Origin of the sequence: Sandarakinorhabdus sp., from assembly GCF_040398665.1 — a bacterium.
Classification (GTDB): domain Bacteria; phylum Pseudomonadota; class Alphaproteobacteria; order Sphingomonadales; family Sphingomonadaceae; genus Sandarakinorhabdus.
The window spans coordinates 38,196-60,937 of the sequence record NZ_JBBATQ010000006.1 but is presented as its reverse complement, the minus strand read 5'-3'; the positions used below and the strand labels follow the sequence as shown (position 1 = coordinate 60,937).

Below are 22,742 nucleotides of genomic sequence, written 5' to 3'. Positions count from 1 at the left end.
CTATTCCTTCACCTCGTCCTTGGCCGGCAACAGCCCGGTCAGATCGAGATCGCGGCTGCCATCGGGCACCACATTCAGCGCCGGGGCAATGCGCTCGATGATGCGGCGCACGGCGGGCGCCACCACCATGCCGGCGGTGCGGAAGCCGGCGCTGGCCTTGCTGCCACGCGGATCATCGATCATCGCCACCAACACGTAACGCGGCGCATCCATCGGGAAGGCGGCGGCAAAGTTCACCACATTCTGGCCGTGCACGTAACGGCCATGCTCGATCTTCTCGGCAGTGCCGGTTTTCCCGCCGACGCGATAGCCGGGCGCGTCGGCCTGGCGGCCGGTGCCGCTGGTCACCACCAGCCGCAGCAGCCGGCGGATGTCGGCGCTGGTCTTTTCCGAAAACACCCTGCGGCCAGGGGCGGCCGTGACGGCATCGCGGCGCAGCAAGGTGGGCGGGCGATAGATGCCGCCGTTGACCAGCGTGGCATAGCCGGCGGCGAGGTGCAGCGGCGTCACGGACAGGCCATGGCCATAGCTGATCGTCATGGTGGCGCTCTGCCCCCAATTGGACAGTGGCGGAAACTGCGGGCGGGCCTTTTCCTTCACTTCGATCTCGACGGGTTTCAGGAACCCCAATTTGTCGAGGAATTCGCGCTGGCGGGTGCGGCCCATTTCGATGGCGATGCGCGCCGTGCCGATATTGCTGCTGTGGATGAAGATTTCCGGCACGGTCAGCCAACGATTCTTGGGGTGATCATCCTTGATGCGAAACCCCGCCACATGCAGCGGCTGGGTGGCGTCATAGCGTTTCTGCAAGTTGGTCAGGCTGCCGCTCTCCAGCGCCGAGGCAATGGTGAAGGCCTTGAACGTCGATCCCAGTTCATAGCCGCCCAGCGTCACCCGGTTGAAGCGCGAGCCGTCGTCATTCTCCTTGGAATAGGCGGTGCCGTCAGCGCGCTGGCCCGGCACATTCGGATTGAAATCGGGGAGCGACACCATCGCCAGCACTTCGCCGGTCGTCACATCCAGCACCACACCGGCGGCGCCCTTGGCATTCTGATCGGTGACCAGCGCGGCCAGTTCATTCTGCATCGCCTGCTGCACGCGCACATCCAGCGACAGCGCCAGCGGCGCGGCGCGCGCCACCGGATCGGCGAGCCGCGCATCGAAGGCGCGCTCCACGCCGATCAGGCCATGGCCCTGCTCGTTGGTATAGCCCAGCATCTGCGCGGCCAGATTGTAATTGGGATAGAGGCGCTGCGCCTCGCGCGCCACTTCGATGGCGGGATCGCCCAGATTGTTGATGCGCTGCGCCTGGCTGGGCAGCACGCGGTGCGCCAGATAGCGCAGCTTCTGCCGGCTGGTCAGCACCTCGAGAATCTCGTCACGGCTCTGTTCGGGCAGGATCTCCGCCAGTTTGCTGGCCAGCAATTCCGGATCGGAGGTCAGTCGCGCCGGCATCACGGTGATGGCATAGGCTTCGAAGGTGCGCGCCAGTTCGATGCCGTTGCGATCGACGATATCGCCGCGCGGCGGCGCGGCCGTCACTGCCACGATCTCGCCCGCCGTCTGGCCCTGCAGCACCGCCAGATCGATCAGCCGGCCCAGCACGAACAGCGCCAGCACCGGGAACAACATGATCAGGAACGCCAGCCGCTGCCGCGCCTGCGCCCGCGCCGTCACGCGCTCGCCCGCCACGGCCGCGGGGGCAGTGGCGGCCAGATTCGGATCGAGGCCGGGGATGCTGGCCATCAGCGCCTGCCGCCTTGCGGTGTTGGCGCTGTGGTGACCCGCGCCGCTTCGGCGGCAGGTTGCGAAGGCGCGACCGCCGGGAAGCCGGCTTTGATCACGCGGGCGCCCGCCGGCGGCTGCGGCTGCGGTGCAGCGCCGGGCAGGCCGGTTGGCGGGGTGATGGCATATTGCAGCGACGGGCCCTGCGCTGTGCCATCGGCCGGGGCCGCATCTTCGGGCCCAGCCGCAAAGCTGGCGAGCTGCACCGGTGACCGCAGGATCTGCGCGCCTTGCGGCGCCGACAATTGAAACACCGTGTCGTTCCAGCGCTGCAATTCCGGCATGCCGGTGCGGGTGCGCAATTCGGCCTCCAGCTCGCGGATGCGCACGGTGTTTTCGACCAGTTCGATGTTCAATCGGGTGACGGCGCGGCGCTCGGCGGCGGCCTTGGTGGTGATGATCTGGGCACCGGCAACCACCGCGGTCGTCGCCGCGATCCAGGCGAGGGCGGAAAGATACTGCCTCATGCCATGGCTCCTGCCGTCATCGCCGTGGTCCACGCCGGGGCATCGCTGCGCACGGCGCTGCGCAAGGTGGCGCTGCGCGCGCGCGGGTTGCGGGCGATTTCGGCAGCGGATGCGCGCACGGCCTTGGCCGGCCGCGCAAAGCTGGGCGGTGCACCCGGCTGGGCCAGCGGTTGGTGCCGCGAACCGGCCGGCGCACCGCCGGAACGATCGCGCAGGAAATTCTTGACCCGCCGGTCCTCGGCGCTGTGGAACGAGACCACCGCCAGCCGCCCACCGGGCCGCAGCAGCCGCTCGGCGGCCACCAGCCCGGCATCGAGTTGGCCGAGTTCGTCGTTCACATGGATGCGCAGCGCCTGGAAACTGCGGGTGGCCGGGTCCTTGCCCGGCTCGCCCCGCCCGATGACCCGACGGATCAGACCGGCCAGCTCGCTGGTGCGCGTGAACGGCCGATCGGCCACAATCGCCCGCGCGATGCGGCGCGAGGCGCGTTCATCGCCCAAATGGAACAGGATGTCGGCAATTTCGGCTTCGTCGGCGCTGTTGATGACGTCGGCGGCGCTGATGCCGGCCTGGCTCATCCGCATGTCGAGCGGGCCATCGGATTGAAAGGAAAAGCCACGCTCGGCTTGATCGATCTGCATCGACGACACGCCGATATCGAAGGCGATGGCGTCCACCGCCGTCACACCCAGTTCGGCCAGCCCCGCCACCAGTTCGGCAAATGGCCGCTGGATCAACGTCACATCGCTGGCCGCGGCCAGATCGGCATTCAGCGCAATGGCATCAGGATCGCGATCAAAGCCATAGGCATGGGCCACGCCACAGGCCCGCGCGGCACGCAGATAGCCGCCGGCCCCCAGCGTGGCATCGACATAGAGATCGCCGGCCTGCAGATCGAGCGCGGCCAGCACTTCGGCCAGCAGGACCGGCACATGCGGGGAATCCTGAGCGCTCATGGCGATTGCCGTTCTGGCGGCCGTTCCAGCGGCAGCCCGCGGGCCTCCAGTTCACCTTCCACCATGAAACGCTGGCCATCGACCAGCAGCGGGTGGGCCATGAACGTCCACGGATCCCACAATTCGAAATATTCGTAGCCGCCAACGAACAACACGTGGCTGCCGATGCCGCCGGCACGCTTCAACCCGGCCGGCAGCACGACGCGGCCGGCGTCGTCGATGCCCAGCGTCTGGGTGGAGCCGAACAGGAATGCGCGCTCGGCATGCGCCTCTGCGCTGATCGAGGCGCCGTGACGGGCGTCGAAATCGCTCTTCAGCTTGGCGGAATGGGTTTCGTCATAGGCCACCAGGCAGCGGCGCCCGGCATGGCCCGGCCCCAGCACGACCTGACGGGTGGCCGTGCGCGCGGTGATGACATCACGAAAGACAGCCGGGATCGAAAGGCGGCTTTTCACGTCCACCGCATTCACAAAATAGCCCGTGTAGGACGTGTTGCTCACCCAGATCCCCTGTCGGGATGGGGATGCCTGCCGCCACTGCCGCCGCCACTGTGGCGTTCATCCGGCGAATATCGGCCACAAACCGCCCCATTCCACTGTGGATAAGCGGTCTATCATGGGATTGAATGGGTCTCAATGGAGTCTGATGGGCTGATATGGTCTCAGTTGGGGATATTCATGGGTAGACTGCATTTTTTTGCAAAATGTTCCATTTGCGTTCACTTCGAAGCCCGCCTGTGGATAAAATTGTGGGTATTTTGACTGCGCAAATGCGCCAGCATGGCGTGACGGCGCTACGGTTGCCGCAGCGCAGGGCCAGCCGATTCGCTGCCAGCCAGCACGACGGCGGCTGGCGGCCGGATCATTTCTCTTGTGGCCGTGTCGCAGGGCCGGGCGCCACGCCCAGCACCGCCAGCGGTTCACCGGCGCCTGGCTGGTCGTTCACCCGCGCCGGGCCCAACCGCGCTGCCGCGAGCATGACGATCAGGAAAATCGCCGCCAGCCCGGTCAGGCCCCAGCGCAGCCGATCGCCGCTGCGCTCCGGCCGCCGCAGCCGGGCCAGCGCACCAGGCGCCCGGCCGGGACCGCTCGTCTTGGCGGCGCCCGATCCATTGCTGGCCGGGCCGGCGCCGGGATCTGAAAACTGCATGTCCATTGTGGCCGAGTCTACGGTCAATACTCACCCGGCGGCAAGGCCTTTGGCAGCAAGCCATTCATCATTGTAAATCGTTGACAAATAACGCAATCCACTGTCGCAAAGGATGGTCGCGATGATATGTCCCGGCCCCATGTGCCGCGCCAGCCGCACGGCGCCTGCCACATTGATGCCCGAAGACAGGCCCAGGCAAATGCCTTCCTCGTCGTTCAACCGGCGCACCCAGTGCAACCCTTCGGCATCGGGTATGCGGAATTGCGCATCGACATGCAGGCCATCCAGATTGCCGGTGATGCGCGATTGGCCGATGCCTTCCGACACGCTCGATCCTTCGGCCTTCAGTTCGCCGTGGGCAAACCAGTTGTACAGCGCGGCGCCTTCGGGATCGGTCAGGGCGATGACGATCTCCGGCTTTTCGGCCCGCAGGCCCAGCGCGACGCCGGCCAGCGTGCCGCCGGTGCCCACTGCGCAGGTGAAGCCATCGATCCGGCCACCCGTCTGTTGCCACAGCTCGGCGGCAGTGGTGCGGATATGCGCCAGGCGATTGGCGACATTGTCGAACTGGTTGGCCCAGATCGCGCCCGGCGTTTCCTCGGCGATGCGGCGCGAGCTGTGCACATAATGGCCGGGATTGGCATAGGGCGCGGCCGGCACCAGCACCAGTTCGGCGCCCAGCGCGCGCAGCGTGTCCATCTTCTCCCGGCTCTGGGTTTCGGGCATCACGATGATGGTGCGATAGCCGCGCGCCCGGCCGACCAGCGTCAGGCCGATACCGGTATTGCCGGCGGTGCCTTCAACGATGATGCCGCCCGGGCGCAAGCCCCCGCGCGCTTCGGCATCATCGATGATGCCCAGCGCCGCGCGATCCTTCACGCTGCCACCGGGGTTCAGGAATTCAGCCTTGCCCAGGATCGTGCAGCCGGTGTCGCGGCTGGGGCCGGCCAGCGCGATCAGCGGCGTGTTGCCGATCAGGCGGGTGATATCCGCAGCGATGTCAGGGGTAGGGGTCATGCCCAACTTCTACCTGCCGCTCCGGCTGGCAGCAAGGAAGCTGTGTTGCGGTGCGGGCAAGCATGGCTACACTGATGCCATGCGAAACCTCGCTTTTCTTGTGCCCCCGCTTCTTGCAAACATGCTGCTGCTGGCGGCGTGCGGCGACCAGTCCGGCGGTGAACTGAACGTGGCGGTGATCGGCGATGGCCCGATGGCCGAAGCGCTCGCCGCCGAAGCCACCAGCGCCACCCTGGTCAAACGCGGTGCCAATGGCGAGCTGGCCACCGGCCTGGCGACAAGCTGGCGATTTCTGGATGAAGGCGATGCGCTGATCCTGCGCCTGGCGCCACTGCGCTGGCCGGGCCGCGATGGCAGGCCGGGGGCCGAACTGGTCGCTGGCGATGTCGTCGCCAGCCTGCGGCGGCCGCGCGGCGCGGCGGCGCGCGCCATGCTGGCCGATGCCGGGCTGACGGCGAAGGGCAATGTGCGCGCACCGATCAACCGCGTGGTCGAGTTGTTGCCGCGACCGCCCACACCATTTCTGCTCGAATTTCTGGCCGAACCGGCGCTGGCACTGCGCAATCGACGTGGTGTGGCGTATCCCGGTGCCTATACGCAGCGCCGCGACGGCACATCGATCCGGCTCAGCCGGCGCAGCAATGCCGCGACGGCCGATGCGCAGGCCGCCAGCATCATCATCGATACCCCCGATGTTGCCGCGGCCGTGCGCCAGTTTGTGGCGCGCGATGTGCATGTCGTGCTTGGCGAAGGCCTGGCCGGGCTGGGCACGGTGCGTGCCGGCGCGACGGGCCGGGCGCTGATTGTCGAACCGGTGCACGGGGTCATCGGCCTGGCCATCGCGCCATCGGCGGCGGTCAGCGGCGGCCGGCTGGCCGATCCGCGTCTGCGCCGCGCGCTGCTGCTCGCCGCTGATGGCGAATTGCTGGCCAATCGCTTTGCGCTGTCGGCGTTGCAGGCGCAGGCCCGGCTGTGGGATGGCCTGCCGGCCCCACTGGACGATCGTCGCCTGCCGCCCGGCGAGCGCCTGGCCAAGGCCAGCACGCTGCTGGCTGCCACCGGCCATGGCCCGGCCCAGCCGCTGGCGTTGACCGTGCTGGTGCCAGCGGGCGCCGAAGCCGCGCTGATCGCCCGCGAATTGGCCGCCAGTTGGGTCCCGCTCGGCATCTCGCTTGAAATGGTCAGACAGCGCCGCGCCGGCAGCCCGGCGCCACGCCACGATCTGGCGCTGCAGGAAATTGTCGCGCTGGTGCCCGATGCGGCGGCGCACCTCGCCCGCTGGCGCTGCGGCCGCGCTGTCCCGTGCAACCCCGCGGCCGATAGGCTGCTGCGTGATGCGCGCGACGCCGGCAATGATCTGGCCACCCGCGCTGCCGCAATTGCGGCGGCCGAGGCCGCGCTGATGGCCGATCCGGCCTTCATCCCGCTGCTGCGCCCGGTGCGCTGGGCGCTGGTGGCAAACGGCGTCAGCGGGTTTCGCGCCAACCCGTTCGGTCGCCACCCGCTGGGGCGGATGCTGCCGCCCGGTGCGCGCGCGGCGGCTTCGGACTGAACTCAGCAGCGCTTCGCGGTCGCGCGGCCGATCTCGCGGCCGGCCAGTGCACCGGCACCGGCCACCAGGGCGCTTTCGCCGACATTGCCGCCAAGCAGGGCCGCGCCGGCGCCGGCAATCACCGCACCGGCGATGGCGCCGCGCGCCTTGGCCCGTTTCTTGGCGCGCAGGCATTGCTCCAGCGTCTGGTAGGATTTGCCATCATATTCATACAGGGTCGGCAGGCTCTGCGGCTGGCTTTGCGCCTGACTGCCGTTCTGCTGGGCCAGCGCGGGGCTCATCGCCGGGCCAGACAGGCCGATGACGGCCATGATCAACATCGGGTTGCGAAGGGAAATGCGAGAAGCTGGCATCCTGGTCTCCTTGGCTGCTCGCCGCACCAAGCGCGGTTTGCCCATCGGCAACACGCGCATGTCGGCAGGGTTAAGCCGGCGGTCAATCTGGCATCCGCTTCCTGTACGCATGATGAAGCGGATGCTCTTGCCAGCGCTGCTGGTCTCCGCCCCCGATTTTGTGCCGGTTATCCGAAATGGCGCGCCGGTTCTGCTGCGCGCGCACGATGTGCCGGCCAGCCCGTTCGCCGCGCCAACCCAGGTGCAGGTCCCGCCATCAGCGCCGCTGGCGCCCGGCCATTCGCCGAACCATGCGCTCCCAGCCTGTTTGCCGGTGGAGACCTGTCGCGCAAATCAGCGGCGGGCCAACCCCGAAGAGGCCTATTCCCCGGCGGGGTTCGCCGATGCAACGGCTGATCGTTCAGCCGCGCGCAATCACGGCCAGAAAATCCGCGCCCCAGCGCTCCAGCTTGCTCGCCCCCACGCCGGGTACCCGCGCCAGATCAACGGACGTGCGCGGGCGCAGGCGCGCCATTTCGCGCAGCGTCGCATCGTGGAACACCACATAGGGCGGCACTTCGGCGGCCGCCGCCAGTTCGCGCCGGCGCTGGCGCAGCGCATCGAACAGCGCCTGATCACCGGGGGCGACGTCGGCCGAACCAGCGTCGCGGCGAGCACCGCCTGAACGGCCCTCCCGGCGTTGCGGTGGCGGCACCTGTTTCAACTGCACCGCCACCTCGCCCTTCAGGATCGGCCGTGATGCCGGCCCCAGCGCCAGGCCGCCATGTTCGGGGTCGCGCATCAGGGCGCCGGTCGCCTCCAGCTGGCGCGTCAGGCTGCGCCACTGATCGACAGACACATCCTTGCCGATGCCGAACACGCTGGCCTGCTCGTGCCGGAATTTCAGCACTTTTTCCGATGTCTTGCCCATCAGCACCTCGGTCAGGTGGCCGATGCCGAACCGCTGCCCGGTGCGATACACGGCCGACAGCAGCTTGCGCGCCGCCTCTGTGGCATCCAGCAATTGCGGCGGATTCAGGCAGTTGTCGCAGTTCCCGCAGGCATCCGGCGGCACATCGCCGAAATAGCGCAGCAATTCGCGCCGCCGGCAGCCGCTGGTTTCGAGGAACGCGATCAGCGCGTTCATCCGTCGCGTTTCGTCGGCCTTGCGCGCTTCGTCGCCATCGCCGGCCGCGATGAAGCCGCGCAGCCGCGCCACATCCTCCCCGCCCCAGATCAGTTGCGCCACCGCCGGATCGCCATCGCGCCCGGCGCGGCCGGTTTCCTGATAATAGGCCTCGATCGATTTGGGCATGCCGGCATGCAGCACGAATCGCACATCGGGTTTGTCGATGCCCATGCCGAACGCGATGGTTGCCACCATCACCATCGATTCGGATTTGACGAAATCGGCCTGATGGCGGCTGCGCGTGCCCGGCTCCAGCCCGGCGTGATAGGGCCGGGCGTTGATGCCGGCGTCCGTCAGCCATTCGCAGATTTTCTCGGTGGCGGCGCGGGTGGGGGCATAGATGATGCCGGCCTGGTCGCGGTGCCGGGCGAGGAATTCCAATATCTGCTGCTTGAGATTGTCGCGCCCGGCCACATCGTAACGGATGTTCGGCCGATCAAAACCCGACAAGACCACCCGATCATCGCCGATGCCCAGTTGCCGCGCGATATCGACGCGCGTCTCGCGATCGGCGGTGGCGGTCAGCGCGATGCGCGGCACACCGGGCAGCGCATCGCAGAACGGGCGCAGCCGGCGATATTCGGGGCGGAAATCATGTCCCCATTGCGACACGCAATGCGCTTCATCGATGGCGATCAGCGCGATTTCGACACGTTGCGCCAGCAGGCCAAAGCCTTCACTCAAGGCCCGTTCCGGGGAGACATAGAGAAGATCGAGTTCGCCGTCGTGCATCGCCCGCCACACTTCTTCGCCGTCGCTGGCCTGGCTGTTCAGCGTGGCGGCGCGCACGCCAACCGCTTTCAGCGCGCGCACCTGATCTTCCATCAAGGCGATCAGCGGCGAGATCACCAGCGCGGTGCCTGGCCGGATCAGCGCCGGAATCTGATAGCACAAGGATTTGCCGGCGCCGGTGGGCATGATCGCCACCACGTCGCGCCCGGCCATTATGTCGGCGATGATGGCCAACTGCGGCCCGCGAAATTCGGCGTGGCCGAACACGCGGGTAAGCACGTCATGTGGGGTCATGGCGTGTCGATAGCCGGGGCGTTGCTGCGTTGCTATGGGCTTGTCGATGCGCCGGCGACAAACTGCGATTTGGGAACATGTGTTGCTGGCGGTGCTGCTGCTGGCCGCCGCCTGGGTGCTGTGGATCGAACTGCGGCCGCCCCGCGGCAGTGGGCCACCGGTGGCGCCGCACCGGATCGCCATCAGCGCAGAATCGCTGGCGGGCAGTGGTGTCAGCATTTCGGGCGTGCGTCTGGCCGGCGCGCTGGCGTTTCGCAGCGATGATCCCGGTTTCGGCGGGCTTTCGGGGCTGGCGGCGCTGCCCGATGGTGGGCTGCTGGCGGTCAGCGATGCCGGCATGTGGCTGCGGTTGCGCCCGATCGTGCGCGGAAACGCGCTGGTCGGCGTGGCAGATGTTGAGATGGGCGGGCTGCCATCCCCGCCGGGCGGAGAGAAGTACGACATGGATTCCGAAGCCGTGCAGGTGGCGCCCGATGGCCGCCTGGCGGTCAGCTTCGAACAGCAGCACCGGATCATGGTCTATGATGACGTGCCGCCGCGCCGGCCAGTGGCGACGCGCTGGCACACGGATGCGATGCGCTGGCTACCCAACGGCGGCGGTGAGGCGCTGGCGCTGCTGCCCGGCGGCGCGATGCTGTGGCTCCCCGAAATTGCGCAAGCCGGTTTGCATCGCGGCCTCTTCATCGACGCAGCGGGTCACAGCCGGCGCTTCAACGTGGTCGGGCTGCCGGGCTTTGCCATCACCGATGCGGTGGCGCTGGACGCGACCCGTGTGCTGCTGCTGCATCGCCGCTTCTCTGGAGTGGAGACGGCGGCGGCGCTCAGCCTGATCGATATCGGCGGCTCCGGCGGCGGCCGCATCACCGCCCGGCCATTGCTGCGCTGGGACCGCGATTCGGCCTGGCCGATCGACAATATGGAAGGCGCGGCCATCAGGCGCGAGTCCGGCCAGACGATGCTCTATCTGGTGTCGGACAACAATTTTTCCGCAGCGCAGCGCAATCTGCTGCTGCGGCTGGATATCACGGCTTTGGCGGCGGCCGCACGGTTGTCCTGATCGGTGTCAGGCCGCAGGCTTTCCTCAGTCGCTTGCCGCCTTCCACATCGACCAGAACGCCGGGCCGTCGCCATGCTGCCATTGATTGCGCACGGCAAAGCCCCGCGATTGATAGAGGCCGACATTGGCCGGTGTGGCGGTTTCCAGATAGCAGGCGCTGGTGCCGTCCAGATCGGCGCGGTCGATGCCGGCCTTCAGCAGCGCGCCCCCCAGGCCCAGGCCCTGCGCCTGCGGGATCACGCCGATGAATTGCAGATACCAATGCGGCCGCTGGTCGTGCTCCCGATCCATGGCACCCATCAGGCCCAGGCTGCGAGGCAGGGCAAAGCCGAAGGTGGTGACCATGCGGGGCAGGGCGGCGATGAGGGCGCTGGTCGGCATTTGCGCATGACCCGGTGGCCGCCACAGCGTCGCGCCGACGATGTCGCCATTGGAGGCAACAGCGACATGCGCCAGGTCCAGCCGCGCATCGGCGCCAGTGATCAGATCGAAGAACCGCAGCAACTGCGCCGGGCGGCGGGCGCGATCGGGATAGATCCACGCCATGGCCGGATCGTCGATGAAAGCGCTGGCCAGCGCCGCGATCAGCGCCGGGCGATCCGCCAGCGTGGCGGCGCGCACGTCAGTGGGCAGATGCCGTCGGAAGGTGATCACGGCCAGCGGCTGCAACCATCATTCAAGCAGCGGCGGCGGTTGCCTGCTTCTTGATTTCTTTCTTCAGCTTGGCGGCGCGCGGCGACAACAGATCGTCGCTGGTCTTCAGCAGCCAATTGTCCAGCCCGCCGACATGTTCCACCGAACGCAGGCCGTTCATCGACACGCGCAGGCGCACGCTGCGGCCCAGCGCGTCAGAGATCAGCGTCACATTCTGCAGGTTGGGCAGAAATGTGCGCTTGGTCTTGTTGTTGGCGTGGGACACGTTGTTGCCGACCTGGCGGCCCTTGGCGGTCAATTCGCAAACGCGCGACATGGCGGAACGTCCTTGATCAAAAACAAAATCGAATCTGTAAAGGCAACCCTGCCGGAATCGGCACAGCCACAACAGGGGGCGGCGCATAACCCAGCCATGCCATGGCGTCAACCTTGGGGGACTGACTGCCAAGGTACTGGACGCCCCGCACCAGCCGGTGCAGAACGGTTCCATGCCTTATTTCGCCATTCATTGCATCGACAAGCCGGATTCGGCCGATCTGCGCGCCGCCAATCGCCCGGCACATCTGGCCCATATCGACCTGTTCAAGGACAAGGTGCTGGTTGCCGGGCCCTTGCTGCGCCCTGATGGTCGCACCATGGGATCGCTGCTGATCATGGAATTCGATGATCGCGACACGGCCATCGCCTTTGCCAATGCCGATCCCTATCATCAGGCCGGGCTGTTCGAGAGCCGGTCGGTGACGAACTGGCACAAGGTGCTGCCCGCAGGGTGAGCAAAGCCTGATCCTCCCCTTCCGGGGGAGGTGCCGAGCGCAGCGAGGCGGAGGGGTGTTGGACGACGAAACAGTTGCGCTGCTGCGGCCACATGCGCCACCCCTCCGTCGCCTTCGGCGCCACCTCCCCTAAAAGGGGAGGAGCAGATGTTCCTTGCAGGGGACGATCAAAAAACCAACCCCTGCCGCTTGGCAGCACTCAACAATTCCGCCCTGATGTTCACCCCCGGCGCGGCCAGCCAGCCCAGCATCGCATCGCTCAGCGGTTCCAGCGTGGCGGCGCGCACCATCGCCTTGATCGGGCCGATGCCGGCCGGGGTGATCGACAATTGTTCCACTCCCAGCGCCATCAGCGCCAGCGCCTCCAGCGGCCGGCCGCCCATTTCGCCACAGACGGTGACCGGCACATCATGTTCGGCGGCAGCGCACACCACGCGACGGATCACCCGCAGGATGGCCGGTGACAGCCAGTCATAACGATCCGCCAGCCGCGGATTGGCGCGGTCGGCGGCAAACAGGAATTGCGTCAGATCATTGGTGCCGATCGACACGAAATCGACCATCGGCAGCAGCACATCCAGTTGCTCGATCAGCGCCGGCACCTCGATCATCGCGCCATATTCGATCGCGGTCGGCACCGGCCGCCCCGATGCCTGCAACCGTTCGCGCTGCGCCTCCACAAGCGCGCGGGCTTCGGCGAATTCCCAGGGTTCCGATACCATCGGGAACATCACGCTCAACGTGCGCCCGGCAGCGGCCTCCAGCAGCGCGCGGGCCTGCACCTTCATCAGCCCGGTCCGCCCCAGCGCCAGGCGCAATGCCCGCCAGCCCATCGCCGGATTCTCGTCCTCCTCGTCGCCGGCCAGATAGGGCACCGATTTGTCGCCACCGATATCGACGGTGCGGAACACCACCGGCTTGTCGCCAGCGGCATCGAGCACGCCCTTGTACAGCGCCTGCTGGCGTTCGCGGCGCGGCAGCGTGGCGGAAACCAGAAACTGGAATTCGGTGCGGAACAGCCCGATGCCATCGGCGCCGGCCAGCGGAATCGCGGCGGCATCATCGACCATCCCGGCATTCATATACAGCGCGATATGGCGACCATCCTTGGAAATCGCCGGCAGATCGCGCACCTTGGCCCATTGTTCGGCCTGGCGGGCCTTCAGCACCCGCATCGCCTGGTATGATTTGATCGTCGCCGCCGTGGGCCGCACCAGCAACGCACCATTGCCGGCATCGACGATCAGTTCATCGCCATCATTCACCTGCGCAAACAGATGTTCGACGCGGCCGAGCACCGGCACGCCCATGGCCCGCGCCACGATGATGACATGCGCGGTCAGGCTGCCTTCTTCCAGCACCACGCCCTTCAGGTGGCGCTTGTCATATTCCAGCAGTTCGGCCGGCCCCAGATTGCGCGCGATCAGGATCGCATCGCCCTGCAGGCCCAGTTGCGCCGCGGTGCCCAATTGCCCCGAAAGAATGCGCAGCAGCCGGTTGGACAGATCATCGAGATCGGTCAGCCGTTCGCGCAAATAGGGATCATCGATGCTGCGCATGCGCAGGCGGTTGCGCGATTGCACGCGCTCCACCGCCGCTTCGGCGGTCAGGCCCGTCTCGATGGCATCGTTGATGCGCCGGGCCCAGCCTTCATCATAGGCGAACATCTTGTAGGTTTCGAGGATCTCGTGGTGATCGGTGCCGGCGACGAATTCCGATTGGCCCATCATGTTTTCGATCTGATCACGCATGCGGCGGAAGGCATCGACCAGCCGCGTGCGCTCCAGTTCGACATCGTCCGACACCGTGTGTTCCACCACCACGCGCGGCTGGTGAAACACCGCCAGCCCGCGCGCCAGGCCATCGACCAGCTTCAGCCCGTTCATCCGCACCGGGCCACTGTTCGCGGCGCGCATCCGCATCGCCTGCGCATCATCGACCAGGCCGGCGCCGTGGATCAGTTCCGACAGCACCATGGCCACGGTTTGCAGGCCTTCGATCTCGATTTCGGCATAATCGCGCGGTTCGCGGTGCTGCACGGCGAGCACGCCGATGGCGGCTTCGCGCCGCACGATCGGCACGCCGCAGAAACTGTGGAAATCATCTTCGCCGGTTTCCGGCCGATAGGCGAAATCCGGGTGCGCCTTGGCTTCGGCCAGGCTCAGCGGTTCGCGCCGCGCCGCGATGGTGCCAACCAGGCCCTGACCCATCGACAACCTGGTCACATGCACGGCGGTCTGCGCCAACCCGAAGGTGGCATAAAGTTCGAGCACGCCGTCGCGCAGCAGATAGATGGAGGCGACTTCGCTGCCCAGTTCGTCGGCAACGATCTTCACCACCTGGTTCAATTTGGCCTGCGCCGCAGCTTTCCCGGCCATCACGTCGTGCAGACGGCGCAGGATGATGCGGGCGGCGCTGGCGGGGGGCATCAGGCGGCCGCCTCCCGAGGTTCGGGCAGGGCATGGCGCCGGCTGAGCGCGGCTTCGGCATCAGACGTCAATTCCGCGATGATTTCGGCCACCGGCTGCACCTTGGTGACCATGCCCACCGATTGCCCGGCCATCAGGCTGCCATTCTCGATGTCGCCTTCCACCACCGCCCGGCGCAGCGCACCGGCCCAATAATGTTCGATGGCCAGTTGACCGGCGGCCAGATCCATCTCGCCGCGATCCACCGCAGCCGCAACTTCGCGCTGACGCTCGTTGAAGGCCTCGCTGCCGGCATTTTTCAGGGCGCGCACCGGGATCACCGGCAGGCGCGGATCGATCTGCACGCTCGACAGCGCATCGCGGGCGCTGGCCCGCACGAACGCGGTCTTGAACTTTTCATGGGCGACGCTTTCGGCCGACGCGGCAAAGCGCGTGCCCAACTGCACGCCCGACGCGCCCATTTCCAGATAGGCGGCAATGGCGTTGCCGCGCCCGATGCCGCCGGCAACGAACACCGGCACATCGGTGATGACCGGCAGGATCTCCTGCGCCAGCACGGTGAGGCTGACCGGGCCGATATGGCCGCCGGCTTCCGACCCTTCGATGACGATGGCATCGACGCCCGACCGCACCAGCTTCTTCGCCAGCGCCGCGGTGGGGGCAAAGCACATCAACTTGGCGCCAAAGGCCTTGATCGCGGCGATCGCCGTGCCCGATGGCAGGCCGCCGGCCAGCACGACATGGCTGACATTCTGGCGCGCGCACACCTGGATCAATTCATCCAGCATCGGGTGCAGGGTGATCAGGTTGACCCCGAACGGCTTGTCGGTGAGCGCGCGGGTCGCGACGATTTCGGCTTCCAATATGGCCGGCGGCATCGATCCGCAGGCAATCACGCCGAACCCGCCGGCATTGGAAATCGCCGAGACCAGATGGCGTTCCGAAACCCAGGTCATCGCGCCGGCCATGATGGCATGGCGCGTGCCCAGAAACGCGCGGCCGCGCGCCGATGCGGCGTCGAGATGGGGGGTCATCATGCTTCTGTCTCCGCATCGGCCGCCGGCCCGTCCAGGCCATAGGCGGTGTGCAGCACGCGCACCGCAAGCTCGACATAATCCTGCGGGATCAGCACGCTCACCTTGATCTCCGAAGTGGTGATCGCCTGGATGTTGATGCCGCGGCTGGCCAGCGCGCGGAACATGGTGGCGGCCACCCCGGCATGGCTCTTCATGCCGACACCCACCACCGAAATCTTCGCGACATCATCGTCGGAGATCAGTTGCTTGAAACCGATCCCCGCCTGCGCCGTTTCCAGCACCGCCAGCGAGGCCGGCAATTGCGCACGCGGCACCGTGAAGGTCACGTCGGTGGTGCCTTCGCCCTTGGCGATATTCTGCACGATCATGTCGACATTGATGTTGGCGTCCGCCAGTGGCCCGAAGATGCCGGCGACCACGCCGGGCACATCGGGCACGCCCACCAACGTCACCTTGGCTTCGCCGCGATCGGCGACCACGCCCACAACAATCATGCGTTCCATTTCATCATCCTCGTCCACCACCAGCGTGCCGGGCGCGTCGGAAAAGCTCGACAGCACCTGCACCACCATTTTTTCCTTCATGGCCAGTTCCACCGACCGCGTCTGCAACACCTTGGCGCCCACGCTGGCCAGTTCCAGCATTTCTTCATAGGTGATGCGGCTGAGCTTGCGGGCGCGCGGCACGATGCGCGGATCGGTGGTATAGACGCCGTCGACATCGGTGTAGATGTCGCAGCGGTCGGCCTTCAGCGCGGCGGCCAGCGCCACCGCCGATGTGTCCGATCCGCCGCGGCCCAAAGTCGTCACCCGGTTGTCGTCGGTCAGCCCCTGGAATCCGGGCACCACCGCCACTTCACCCCTGGCCATACCCGCCAAAATGGCGTCGGTGCCGACATCCTCGATGCGGGCCACGCTGTGCGCGGCGGTGGTGCGGAACGGCACTTGCCAACCCAGCCAGCTGCGTGCCTTCACGCCCGCCGATTGCAGCGTGATCGCCAGCAGCCCGGCGGTGATCTGCTCGCCGGCGGCCACCACCACATCATATTCGGCCGGATCGGCCAGCGGCGAGGCTTCGCGGCAATAGCCGACCAGCCGATCGGTCTCGCCCGCCATGGCGGAAACCACCACGGCGACCTGGTTGCCGGCATCGACCTCGCGTTTCACCCGGGCGGCGACATTGCGTATCCGCTCTGTCCCCGCCATCGATGTTCCGCCAAATTTCATCACGATCCGGGCCATGGCCGGCTGCTTCCCTTGTCACGTGCGCCACGATTGCTCTTGCCTGATAGGAACCAAGGGGGGCATTGGCAAGCAAGGTGCAGCTTTCAAAGGGCGAAGCAAAGATGACCAGCGCTGCCAGCATCAACCCGGACGAAGCGGCGTTCTTCGGCGCGCTGGCCGGCGATTGGTGGAACCCGCGCGGCACGTCGGCCATGCTGCACCGCATCACGCCGGTGCGCACGGCGCATATACGGGCCGAGGCGGTGGCGCATTTCGGCCTCAACGCCAGAAGCCGCCGGCCGCTGGCGGGCCTGTCGGCACTCGATGTCGGCTGCGGTGCCGGCCTGATGGCCGAACCGCTGGCGCGCATGGGGGCCCACGTGACGGGCATCGATGCCGCGCCGGAGAATATCGCGGCGGCTCAGGCACACGCGAAGGCCGGTGGGCTGACCATCGCCTACCACAGCATCGCCGTGGAGGATCTGGCCGACAGCGGCGAACAATTTGATCTGATCACCTGCCTGGAAGTCGTCGAGCATGTCGCGGGGCGCGATGCGTTTTTCGCCGGCCTGGCCCGGCTGCTGAAACCCGGCGGGCTGGCGATCTTCTCCACCCCCAATCGCACGGCCGCAAGCTGGGCGGTGGTGATTGCCGGCGCGGAATATATCACCCGCAGCATCCCGCGCGGCGCCCATGATTGGAACCGCTTCTTCACGCCGGATGAACTCGCCGAAGCCTTGCAGAATGCCGGCCTGACCCCGGCACAGCCCACCGGCCTGTCGTGGCGGCCGGGCAAGGGCTTTCACATCGGCAGCGATGTCGCGGTGAATTATTTCCTTGGCGCGGCCAAGGCCTGACCCGCCGGCCCCTAGCGGCCCGCCGCTCCTGGGTGGGGGTGGAGCGACGGGCCGGGCGGCTTGCGCCGCCAGGATGGTCACCTCGGGGGGGAGGCGACCAAGAAGAAAGCTTACCAGAATTTAATGTCTGTTTCTACACCAAAAGCTGTGCATGGGCCGGGCCAAAAGCGCGCACCTCCCACAACCGCTTCAACCACGGCCATATTTGCTTGGATTCGCCGATCCCCCGCTCGGACACAGGGGGCCCCGTTGCGCTTGTGGCGGCTCCGGCCAGGGACGGCTTGCACAATGGGGCTGGTGTTGCCGGTCGTGGAAAGCCCGGTGCCGAATCATGCCGCGTCCGGCCTTGTGCGGCATCGCGCCGGCGCGATCCTGCCCGGCGTCGCGCCATGCAAGATCGACCAAGCCCGCACGGCCATCACCGCGGTGCCGCACCCGCATCGGGGCACGGTGACCATGCCGCATGTCAGGCTCCACGCACCGTCATGCCCCTGAAACGATTGGGCAAGACAGAGGATTACGTCTATGGTGCATCACTGGGGGGCTGGACGCGTCGGCGTTTGCCGATTTGCGCCAGCGTGGCATCATCTGATCAACGAGACCGGGGAGAGGACCAATGCGCACCAAGCTGATCCTGCTGGCGACGGCCCTGCTGGCGACGGTTCCGGCAGCGGCCGATGCCGGCCATGCCTTCCGCAACGAGACCATGGCCGGCCTGCGCTGCCGCCTGTCCACCGAAACGAACAACACGGCGATGACCATCCAGCTCGAACCCATGGAGCTGGTGACGGTGATGAACAATTATATCGACATCCGCTGCGGTGGCCCGGTCTTGCCGCAACGCTTCGCGCTGGCGGACGGCAAGACTTATGTGTTCCGCCGCTTGCCCGATGGCAACCGCATCGGCCTCACCCCGGAATAAGGTCCGGAACCCACAGCCGGGCCAGCATCGCGATGCCCAGCCCGGCAAACAGCAGCGCCGCGAGCCTGCGCACAAGGCGCAGCGACACGCGCGCCACGATGGCCTCCCCCAGCAGCACCGCCGGCGCATTGGCCAGCATCATGCCCAACGTGGTGCCGATGGTCACCGCAATCACATCCTGAAACCGCGCCGCCAGCGCCACGGTGGCCACTTGCGTCTTGTCGCCGATCTCCACCACGAAAAACGCCACCATCGTGCCGATCAGGGCATGGCCGGTGCCGGTGGCCGCAGGCGTGTCGTCCAGCTTGTCGGGCACCAGGGTCCATGCCGCCATCGCCAGGAAGCCGATGGCCACCGCCATCTGGAACAAGGGCCCGGCCAGCAGGCCCGCCAATGCCACCCCGGCCCAGGCGGCGAGGCCGTGATTGGCCAATGTTGCCAGCAGGATACCGCCCAATACCGCGAAAGGCTGGCGATAACGCGCCGCCAGCACCAGCGCCAGCAACATGGTCTTGTCGCCGATCTCGGCCAGCGCCACGACGCCGGCAGAGGTTGCAATGATGGGCAGCATGGTTTCCATCCCCGCCCCTACCGCCTCTTGCGTTGCCGGAGCAATGGGCGGACAATTACCCCATGAGTATGTTTATCCTGTGGCTTGCCGCCACGACTGCCGGCCTGCAGGCGGCGGCGACCATCCCGCCTCCCTCCGACCAGTCCTTTTCCAGCCAAACCCGTATCGCGCCGGCCACCATCGACAATTCGCTGGAAATCGAAGGCGAAGCGCTCGAAGCCGAACAGTTGAAAAAGCGAATGTTCATCGATGTGAAGGTGAACAACAGCGGCCCCTATCGGTTTCTGGTGGATTCGGGCGCGGATCGTTCCGTGGTCAGCGACGGGCTGGCCTTGCAATTGCGCCTGCCGGCCGGTGCCCCGGTCCGCGTGCAGGGCATGGCCGGCGTGCGCGAAGTGGCGACCGTGGAAGTGACAGCGCTCAGCCTTGGCCAATCAGACATCGGCCCGATCACCGCGCCGGCGCTGGCAGCCCGGCATCTGGGTGCCGAAGGCCTGATCGGCATCGATGCGCTGGCCGATCAACGGCTGATGCTCGATTTCGACAAGCGCACCATCACGGTCCAGGATTCGCGCCGGCCTTATACGGAGGGCAGCAGCGGCGAAATCGTGGTCACTGCGCGCCGCCGCAAGGGTCAGTTGATCATCACCCAGGCCTCCGTGGAAAACCGCGGTGTGTCGGCGGTGATCGACACCGGCAGCGAGATCACGCTGGGCAATCCGGCGCTGCGTCAACGCCTGTTCGGCAACCGCCGGCCGGCCGGCATGCGCGACATCGAACTGCTGTCGGTGACCGGCCAGGTGCTGCGTGCCGAAGCCATCACCTTGAACAATGTGCGGATCGGCGGGCTGTTTCTCAACAATGTCATGGTGGCCTTTGCCGATGCGCCGCCGTTCCGGCTGTTCGGCCTGTCCGAACGCCCGGCGATCTTCCTTGGCTCCGATCTTCTCGCCAGCTTCCGCCGTGTCAGCCTGGATTTCCGCAACCGCAAGGTGCGCTTCACCCTGCGATAGGGTGGATTGCGGTGTGCCAAAGCAGTTGAACGCCCTCCCGCTTGCGGGGAGGGCGTCGAGTGCCTCAATTCTGCAGCGTGTTGGCGGCCAGGCGCAGGAACTGGCTGGTGCAGCCGGCATCGGCCAGCGTGGCACCCAGGGCTTCGACATTGGTCGGCGCGCTCACCTGCTTCACCGTCAATTTCACCGGCGCCTTGCCGGCGTCGATGGTCAGCACACCCGGCTTGCCGGCGATGGTGGCGGGCAGATTGGCCAGCGCCTGGCCGGGGCCGAACACGACCGGCGCACTGCTGCCGTCTTCACGGCTGACGGTGAAGCTTTGGGCGGCGGTGGTTTCGGCACGCCACAGCGCGATGTTGGCCGGATCGATGGCGCACACCGTGTCGCTCGTCCGTGTGTCGAGCGCCCACACGCCGGGCGGCGTCGGCGGGCCCTGATCCTGACCGGCGGAGCGCACGGCCCCGATACGCGCGCGGCGGGCGGGCTTCTGCACCAGCAGGTCACTGAACGCCACGTCCTGGGCGACGGCGCTGGGCGCAGCCAGGCTGAAGCTGCCGGGGCCGGAAAAGCTGCGGGTGCCCTTGGCATCGAGCACGACGATCGAATCGCCGGCCTTCAGGGTGATCGGTCCGTCGGGCAGGCGCTGCCCCGGCTTGTAACTGGCTGCCGACGGGCCGGCGGCGCGCACCACCAGCGGTCCGGCCATGGCCGTTGTGGCAGCCAGCAGCGTTGTCAGCACGCCAAGTGTTTTAATCGAGATCATAAATGCCTCCGGGTCCAACCTGTTCCAATCGCGTCACCAGATACGCGAGCGCCTTGTCTCCCGGTGCAGCGGCTGCGCGGGCTTTCAACCCGTCGAGCGCCCCGGTCTCGCCGCGATCAAACGCGGCATAAAGCCCGGCCGACACCGGATCAGCCACGGCACCGCCGGCACCCAATGGCTCGAACACTTCGATCGGCTTGTCCCGGCCGCGCACCCGCACCCGGCCCATGGCACGGAACCGGTCCAGCCCCATTTGCTCCGCGGCTTCCAGGCTGATCAGGGCTGCGGTTTTCAACGACTTGTTGGCGCCTTCCAGCCGGGCGGCAACATTCATCGAATCGCCCAGCGCCGTATACTGGATGCGGCCTTCGCCGCCGAAATTGCCGACGACCACATCGCCCCAGTGCAGGCCCACGCGGGTGCGCCCCATCTTTGGCCGTTCGCCTTCGGCATGGCAGAAGCGCTCGCCTGCCTGGGACATTTCCACGGCGCAGGCCAGCGCGCGGGCGGCATCGTCGGGCCGCGCGATCGGCGCGCCCCAGAAGGCGATGACGGCATCGGCGACGAACTTGTCGAGGGTGCCGCCATGTTTCAGCACCACCTCGCTCATCGTGTCGAGATATTCGTTCAGCGTGGCCGCGACGATTTCCGGCGGCTGGCTCTGGCACATCGAGGTGAAGCCCTCGATATCGCTGAACAGCGCGAAGACCGGCCGGCGCTCACCGTTCAGCGACAGCATTTCCGGGTTGCGCAAAATCTGTTGGGCGACATCGCGCGGCAGATATTTGCCCAGCGCGCCTTGCGCGAACTTGCGCTGATCGGCGCCAACCAGCCGCGCCGTGGTGGAGGCCGCCATCAGGGCCAGCAGCCAGCCGACCCCGAGACCGGCGCAGGGCAGGCCATACGTATCATAGCCGCCGTTCTGCAGGGCATAGGGCAGCCCGCCGAGCAGCGCGACTTCGGCGATCACCAACGGGCCCAGCAGCCGCACGCCCAGATCGAAGCCACCGGTGACGGCCCCCAGCAACACGGCCAGCAGCGCCAGGCCCCACAGCACCGCGGCCGGTATCGGCGTCTGGCGAGTGCCGTCCAGCGCTTGCGCGATCAGAATCGCGTGCAGTTCCACCCCCGGCGTGGTGGCGCCTGACAGCCGGCTGAACGGCGTGATGAAACGGTCCGCTTCGGGTAGATCGGCGCCGATCAGCACGATCTTGCCGGCAATCGCATCCTTCAGGGCAGCGGCGGTTTCGGCATTGCCGAACAGATCGACCGGCAACGAAGCAAACACCGGTCGATCGGCAAACTGCGGTTTGCGAAAGATCGCCGAGCCCAGATAATCGGTGTAGCTGCCCAAACCGGTGATGCGATTGACCAGCAGCCCCGGCGGTTGCCTGGTGGGGTTGGGCCATTGTCGCCAGGCATTGTCGCTGTCCACATCCAGCCGGATGTTGGCCATGCGCACCGGTGCCGACGCGACGCTGCCGAAGAATGCGCGCATATGCGCTTCCTGCCACGGCATCACGAACTCGCCGTTTTCGGCATTGGGAGAAAAGCCGAAGAAGGTCGGCGTCTTCATCGCCAACAGCGCGGATTTGAGCACCGGGTCTTCGGGCTGCGGCTGGTCGATCAGGATGTCGACCCCGATGGCGCGCGGGCCGAGCGCATCGATGTTGGTGAGGGCGCGGGCCAGCATGGTGCGATCGAGCGGCGAGCGCTTGCCGGTGGCGGTGAGCGTTTCCTCGGTGAACACCACCAGCACCACCCGATCATCCTGATCGACCCGTGCGGCGGTCAGATCGACCCGCACATCATAAAGGCCGCGCTCGGCGGACAGGGCAAGTGGCAGATTCCAGCTGTAACGCGCGATCAGCAGGGCCCCGATCAGCACCAGCAAGGTCACGCCCAGACGCAGCGGCCCGGCCTGGGTGATGGCAAGTTTCAGATTGGCCAGGCGGTTCGACACGATGGGC

The 22,742-nt window shown here is 66.9% G+C and carries 23 protein-coding genes; 7 read left to right on the top strand and 16 right to left on the bottom strand.

From position 1 onward, the window contains the following. The 6 genes from ABWP22_RS09545 to ABWP22_RS09520 form a co-directional block, all read right to left on the bottom strand. Nucleotides 1-1,746 carry a peptidoglycan D,D-transpeptidase FtsI family protein gene (locus tag ABWP22_RS09545; RefSeq protein ID WP_353199741.1) on the bottom strand — a complete coding sequence of 582 codons (1,746 nt, stop codon included), beginning with the start codon at nt 1,744-1,746 and terminating at the stop codon, nt 1-3. Then, nucleotides 1,746-2,252: a hypothetical protein gene (locus tag ABWP22_RS09540; protein WP_353199740.1), complete on the bottom strand. Its 507-nt coding sequence runs from the start codon at nt 2,250-2,252 to the stop codon at nt 1,746-1,748. Before ABWP22_RS09540 ends, ABWP22_RS09545 begins: the two co-directional genes overlap by 1 nt. Then, entirely contained in the window at nt 2,249-3,208 is a 960-nt protein-coding gene (gene rsmH / locus ABWP22_RS09535) for a 16S rRNA (cytosine(1402)-N(4))-methyltransferase RsmH (protein ID WP_353199739.1), read from the bottom strand. Before rsmH ends, ABWP22_RS09540 begins: the two co-directional genes overlap by 4 nt. Next, nucleotides 3,205-3,708 carry a division/cell wall cluster transcriptional repressor MraZ gene (locus ABWP22_RS09530; RefSeq protein ID WP_353199738.1) on the bottom strand — a complete coding sequence of 168 codons (504 nt, stop codon included), beginning with the start codon at nt 3,706-3,708 and terminating at the stop codon, nt 3,205-3,207. The genes rsmH and ABWP22_RS09530 overlap by 4 nt, the downstream gene beginning before the upstream one ends. Before the next feature lie 361 nt (nt 3,709-4,069). After that, a complete protein-coding gene (locus ABWP22_RS09525) occupies nt 4,070-4,357 on the bottom strand; it encodes a hypothetical protein (protein WP_353199737.1) in 288 nt (95 codons plus the stop codon). Nucleotides 4,358-4,387: 30 nt separating this feature from the next. Further along, complete coding sequence (locus ABWP22_RS09520; protein WP_353199736.1) at nt 4,388-5,374, bottom strand: cysteine synthase A; 987 nt, start codon at nt 5,372-5,374, stop codon at nt 4,388-4,390. 121 nt (nt 5,375-5,495) lie between these two features. Between ABWP22_RS09520 and ABWP22_RS09515 the strand changes: the two genes are divergently transcribed. Beyond that, a complete protein-coding gene (locus ABWP22_RS09515; RefSeq protein ID WP_353199735.1) occupies nt 5,496-6,926 on the top strand; it encodes an ABC transporter substrate-binding protein in 1,431 nt (476 codons plus the stop codon). A gap of 2 nt (nt 6,927-6,928) precedes the next feature. On the opposite strand, the gene ABWP22_RS09510 is transcribed toward ABWP22_RS09515, so the two are convergent. Continuing rightward, nucleotides 6,929-7,279, bottom strand: a complete 351-nt coding sequence (locus ABWP22_RS09510; protein ID WP_353199734.1) for a hypothetical protein — start codon at nt 7,277-7,279, stop codon at nt 6,929-6,931. A gap of 400 nt (nt 7,280-7,679) precedes the next feature. Then, nucleotides 7,680-9,473, bottom strand: coding sequence for a DNA helicase RecQ (gene recQ / locus ABWP22_RS09505; protein ID WP_353199733.1), 1,794 nt, complete (start codon nt 9,471-9,473; stop codon nt 7,680-7,682). Nucleotides 9,474-9,519: 46 nt separating this feature from the next. Here recQ and ABWP22_RS09500 point away from each other — a divergent pair, with 46 nt between their 5' ends. Then, nucleotides 9,520-10,530: an esterase-like activity of phytase family protein gene (locus tag ABWP22_RS09500; RefSeq protein ID WP_353199732.1), complete on the top strand. Its 1,011-nt coding sequence runs from the start codon at nt 9,520-9,522 to the stop codon at nt 10,528-10,530. Between the two features lie 24 nt (nt 10,531-10,554). Here ABWP22_RS09500 and ABWP22_RS09495 read toward each other — a convergent pair whose 3' ends face one another. Further along, the gene (locus ABWP22_RS09495; RefSeq protein WP_353199731.1) at nt 10,555-11,184 is read right to left on the bottom strand and encodes a GNAT family N-acetyltransferase; all 630 of its coding nucleotides are present in this window, start codon (nt 11,182-11,184) and stop codon (nt 10,555-10,557) included. 22 nt (nt 11,185-11,206) lie between these two features. Further along, nucleotides 11,207-11,500 carry a 50S ribosomal protein L28 gene (gene rpmB / locus ABWP22_RS09490; protein ID WP_353199730.1) on the bottom strand — a complete coding sequence of 98 codons (294 nt, stop codon included), beginning with the start codon at nt 11,498-11,500 and terminating at the stop codon, nt 11,207-11,209. Nucleotides 11,501-11,672: 172 nt separating this feature from the next. Between rpmB and ABWP22_RS09485 the strand changes: the two genes are divergently transcribed. Continuing rightward, nucleotides 11,673-11,957 carry a YciI family protein gene (locus ABWP22_RS09485; protein WP_353199729.1) on the top strand — a complete coding sequence of 95 codons (285 nt, stop codon included), beginning with the start codon at nt 11,673-11,675 and terminating at the stop codon, nt 11,955-11,957. 167 nt (nt 11,958-12,124) lie between these two features. Here the strand turns inward: ABWP22_RS09485 and ptsP are convergent, their stop codons facing one another. The 3 genes from ptsP to ABWP22_RS09470 are packed head-to-tail and all read right to left on the bottom strand — an operon-like array spanning nt 12,125 to nt 16,664. Next, a complete protein-coding gene (gene ptsP, locus ABWP22_RS09480; protein WP_353199728.1) occupies nt 12,125-14,386 on the bottom strand; it encodes a phosphoenolpyruvate--protein phosphotransferase in 2,262 nt (753 codons plus the stop codon). Further along, nucleotides 14,386-15,423 (bottom strand): NAD(P)H-dependent flavin oxidoreductase, encoded by a 1,038-nt coding sequence (locus ABWP22_RS09475; RefSeq protein ID WP_353199727.1) that lies wholly within the window; start codon nt 15,421-15,423, stop codon nt 14,386-14,388. The genes ptsP and ABWP22_RS09475 overlap by 1 nt, the downstream gene beginning before the upstream one ends. After that, on the bottom strand, nt 15,420-16,664 hold the full coding sequence (locus tag ABWP22_RS09470) for an aspartate kinase (protein ID WP_353199726.1): 1,245 nt from the start codon (nt 16,662-16,664) through the stop codon (nt 15,420-15,422). The genes ABWP22_RS09475 and ABWP22_RS09470 overlap by 4 nt, the downstream gene beginning before the upstream one ends. Before the next feature lie 104 nt (nt 16,665-16,768). On the opposite strand from ABWP22_RS09470, the gene ubiG reads away from it, so the two are divergent. The 3 genes from ubiG to ABWP22_RS09455 all read left to right on the top strand — a co-directional run bounded on the left by ubiG (nt 16,769) and on the right by ABWP22_RS09455 (nt 18,425). Beyond that, entirely contained in the window at nt 16,769-17,503 is a 735-nt protein-coding gene (ubiG, locus tag ABWP22_RS09465; protein ID WP_353199725.1) for a bifunctional 2-polyprenyl-6-hydroxyphenol methylase/3-demethylubiquinol 3-O-methyltransferase UbiG, read from the top strand. Nucleotides 17,504-17,791: 288 nt separating this feature from the next. Continuing rightward, a complete protein-coding gene (locus tag ABWP22_RS09460; RefSeq protein WP_353199724.1) occupies nt 17,792-17,998 on the top strand; it encodes a hypothetical protein in 207 nt (68 codons plus the stop codon). Between the two features lie 121 nt (nt 17,999-18,119). Then, nucleotides 18,120-18,425, top strand: a complete 306-nt coding sequence (locus tag ABWP22_RS09455; protein ID WP_353199723.1) for a hypothetical protein — start codon at nt 18,120-18,122, stop codon at nt 18,423-18,425. On the opposite strand, the gene ABWP22_RS09450 is transcribed toward ABWP22_RS09455, so the two are convergent. Next, nucleotides 18,412-18,996: a TMEM165/GDT1 family protein gene (locus ABWP22_RS09450; protein ID WP_353199722.1), complete on the bottom strand. Its 585-nt coding sequence runs from the start codon at nt 18,994-18,996 to the stop codon at nt 18,412-18,414. The genes ABWP22_RS09455 and ABWP22_RS09450 overlap by 14 nt on opposite strands. Before the next feature lie 62 nt (nt 18,997-19,058). Here ABWP22_RS09450 and ABWP22_RS09445 point away from each other — a divergent pair, with 62 nt between their 5' ends. Then, the gene (locus ABWP22_RS09445) at nt 19,059-20,009 is read left to right on the top strand and encodes an aspartyl protease family protein (RefSeq protein ID WP_353199721.1); all 951 of its coding nucleotides are present in this window, start codon (nt 19,059-19,061) and stop codon (nt 20,007-20,009) included. Nucleotides 20,010-20,073: 64 nt separating this feature from the next. Here the strand turns inward: ABWP22_RS09445 and ABWP22_RS09440 are convergent, their stop codons facing one another. Together ABWP22_RS09440 and ABWP22_RS09435 are read right to left on the bottom strand one after the other, a co-directional pair. After that, the gene (locus ABWP22_RS09440) at nt 20,074-20,772 is read right to left on the bottom strand and encodes a hypothetical protein (RefSeq protein ID WP_353199720.1); all 699 of its coding nucleotides are present in this window, start codon (nt 20,770-20,772) and stop codon (nt 20,074-20,076) included. Continuing rightward, entirely contained in the window at nt 20,759-22,735 is a 1,977-nt protein-coding gene (locus ABWP22_RS09435; RefSeq protein ID WP_353199719.1) for a CHASE2 domain-containing protein, read from the bottom strand. Before ABWP22_RS09435 ends, ABWP22_RS09440 begins: the two co-directional genes overlap by 14 nt. Nucleotides 22,736-22,742 lie beyond the last annotated feature (7 nt).

Bases quoted from the DNA above. Each gene is read 5' to 3' on its own strand.
- ABWP22_RS09545 (WP_353199741.1), bottom strand. From the start codon at position 1,746: ATGGCCAGCATCCCCGGCCTCGATCCGAATCTGGCCGCCACTGCCCCC.
- ABWP22_RS09540 (WP_353199740.1), bottom strand. From the start codon at position 2,252: ATGAGGCAGTATCTTTCCGCCCTCGCCTGGATCGCGGCGACGACCGCG.
- rsmH (WP_353199739.1), bottom strand. From the start codon at position 3,208: ATGAGCGCTCAGGATTCCCCGCATGTGCCGGTCCTGCTGGCCGAAGTG.
- ABWP22_RS09525 (WP_353199737.1), bottom strand. From the start codon at position 4,357: ATGCAGTTTTCAGATCCCGGCGCCGGCCCGGCCAGCAATGGATCGGGC.
- ABWP22_RS09520 (WP_353199736.1), bottom strand. From the start codon at position 5,374: ATGACCCCTACCCCTGACATCGCTGCGGATATCACCCGCCTGATCGGC.
- ABWP22_RS09515 (WP_353199735.1), top strand. From the start codon at position 5,496: ATGCTGCTGCTGGCGGCGTGCGGCGACCAGTCCGGCGGTGAACTGAAC.
- ABWP22_RS09510 (WP_353199734.1), bottom strand. From the start codon at position 7,279: ATGCCAGCTTCTCGCATTTCCCTTCGCAACCCGATGTTGATCATGGCC.
- recQ (WP_353199733.1), bottom strand. From the start codon at position 9,473: ATGACCCCACATGACGTGCTTACCCGCGTGTTCGGCCACGCCGAATTT.
- ABWP22_RS09500 (WP_353199732.1), top strand. From the start codon at position 9,520: ATGCGCCGGCGACAAACTGCGATTTGGGAACATGTGTTGCTGGCGGTG.
- rpmB (WP_353199730.1), bottom strand. From the start codon at position 11,500: ATGTCGCGCGTTTGCGAATTGACCGCCAAGGGCCGCCAGGTCGGCAAC.
- ABWP22_RS09485 (WP_353199729.1), top strand. From the start codon at position 11,673: ATGCCTTATTTCGCCATTCATTGCATCGACAAGCCGGATTCGGCCGAT.
- ptsP (WP_353199728.1), bottom strand. From the start codon at position 14,386: ATGCCCCCCGCCAGCGCCGCCCGCATCATCCTGCGCCGTCTGCACGAC.
- ABWP22_RS09475 (WP_353199727.1), bottom strand. From the start codon at position 15,423: ATGATGACCCCCCATCTCGACGCCGCATCGGCGCGCGGCCGCGCGTTT.
- ABWP22_RS09470 (WP_353199726.1), bottom strand. From the start codon at position 16,664: ATGGCCCGGATCGTGATGAAATTTGGCGGAACATCGATGGCGGGGACA.
- ubiG (WP_353199725.1), top strand. From the start codon at position 16,769: ATGACCAGCGCTGCCAGCATCAACCCGGACGAAGCGGCGTTCTTCGGC.
- ABWP22_RS09460 (WP_353199724.1), top strand. From the start codon at position 17,792: ATGGGGCTGGTGTTGCCGGTCGTGGAAAGCCCGGTGCCGAATCATGCC.
- ABWP22_RS09455 (WP_353199723.1), top strand. From the start codon at position 18,120: ATGCGCACCAAGCTGATCCTGCTGGCGACGGCCCTGCTGGCGACGGTT.
- ABWP22_RS09450 (WP_353199722.1), bottom strand. From the start codon at position 18,996: ATGCTGCCCATCATTGCAACCTCTGCCGGCGTCGTGGCGCTGGCCGAG.
- ABWP22_RS09445 (WP_353199721.1), top strand. From the start codon at position 19,059: ATGAGTATGTTTATCCTGTGGCTTGCCGCCACGACTGCCGGCCTGCAG.
- ABWP22_RS09440 (WP_353199720.1), bottom strand. From the start codon at position 20,772: ATGATCTCGATTAAAACACTTGGCGTGCTGACAACGCTGCTGGCTGCC.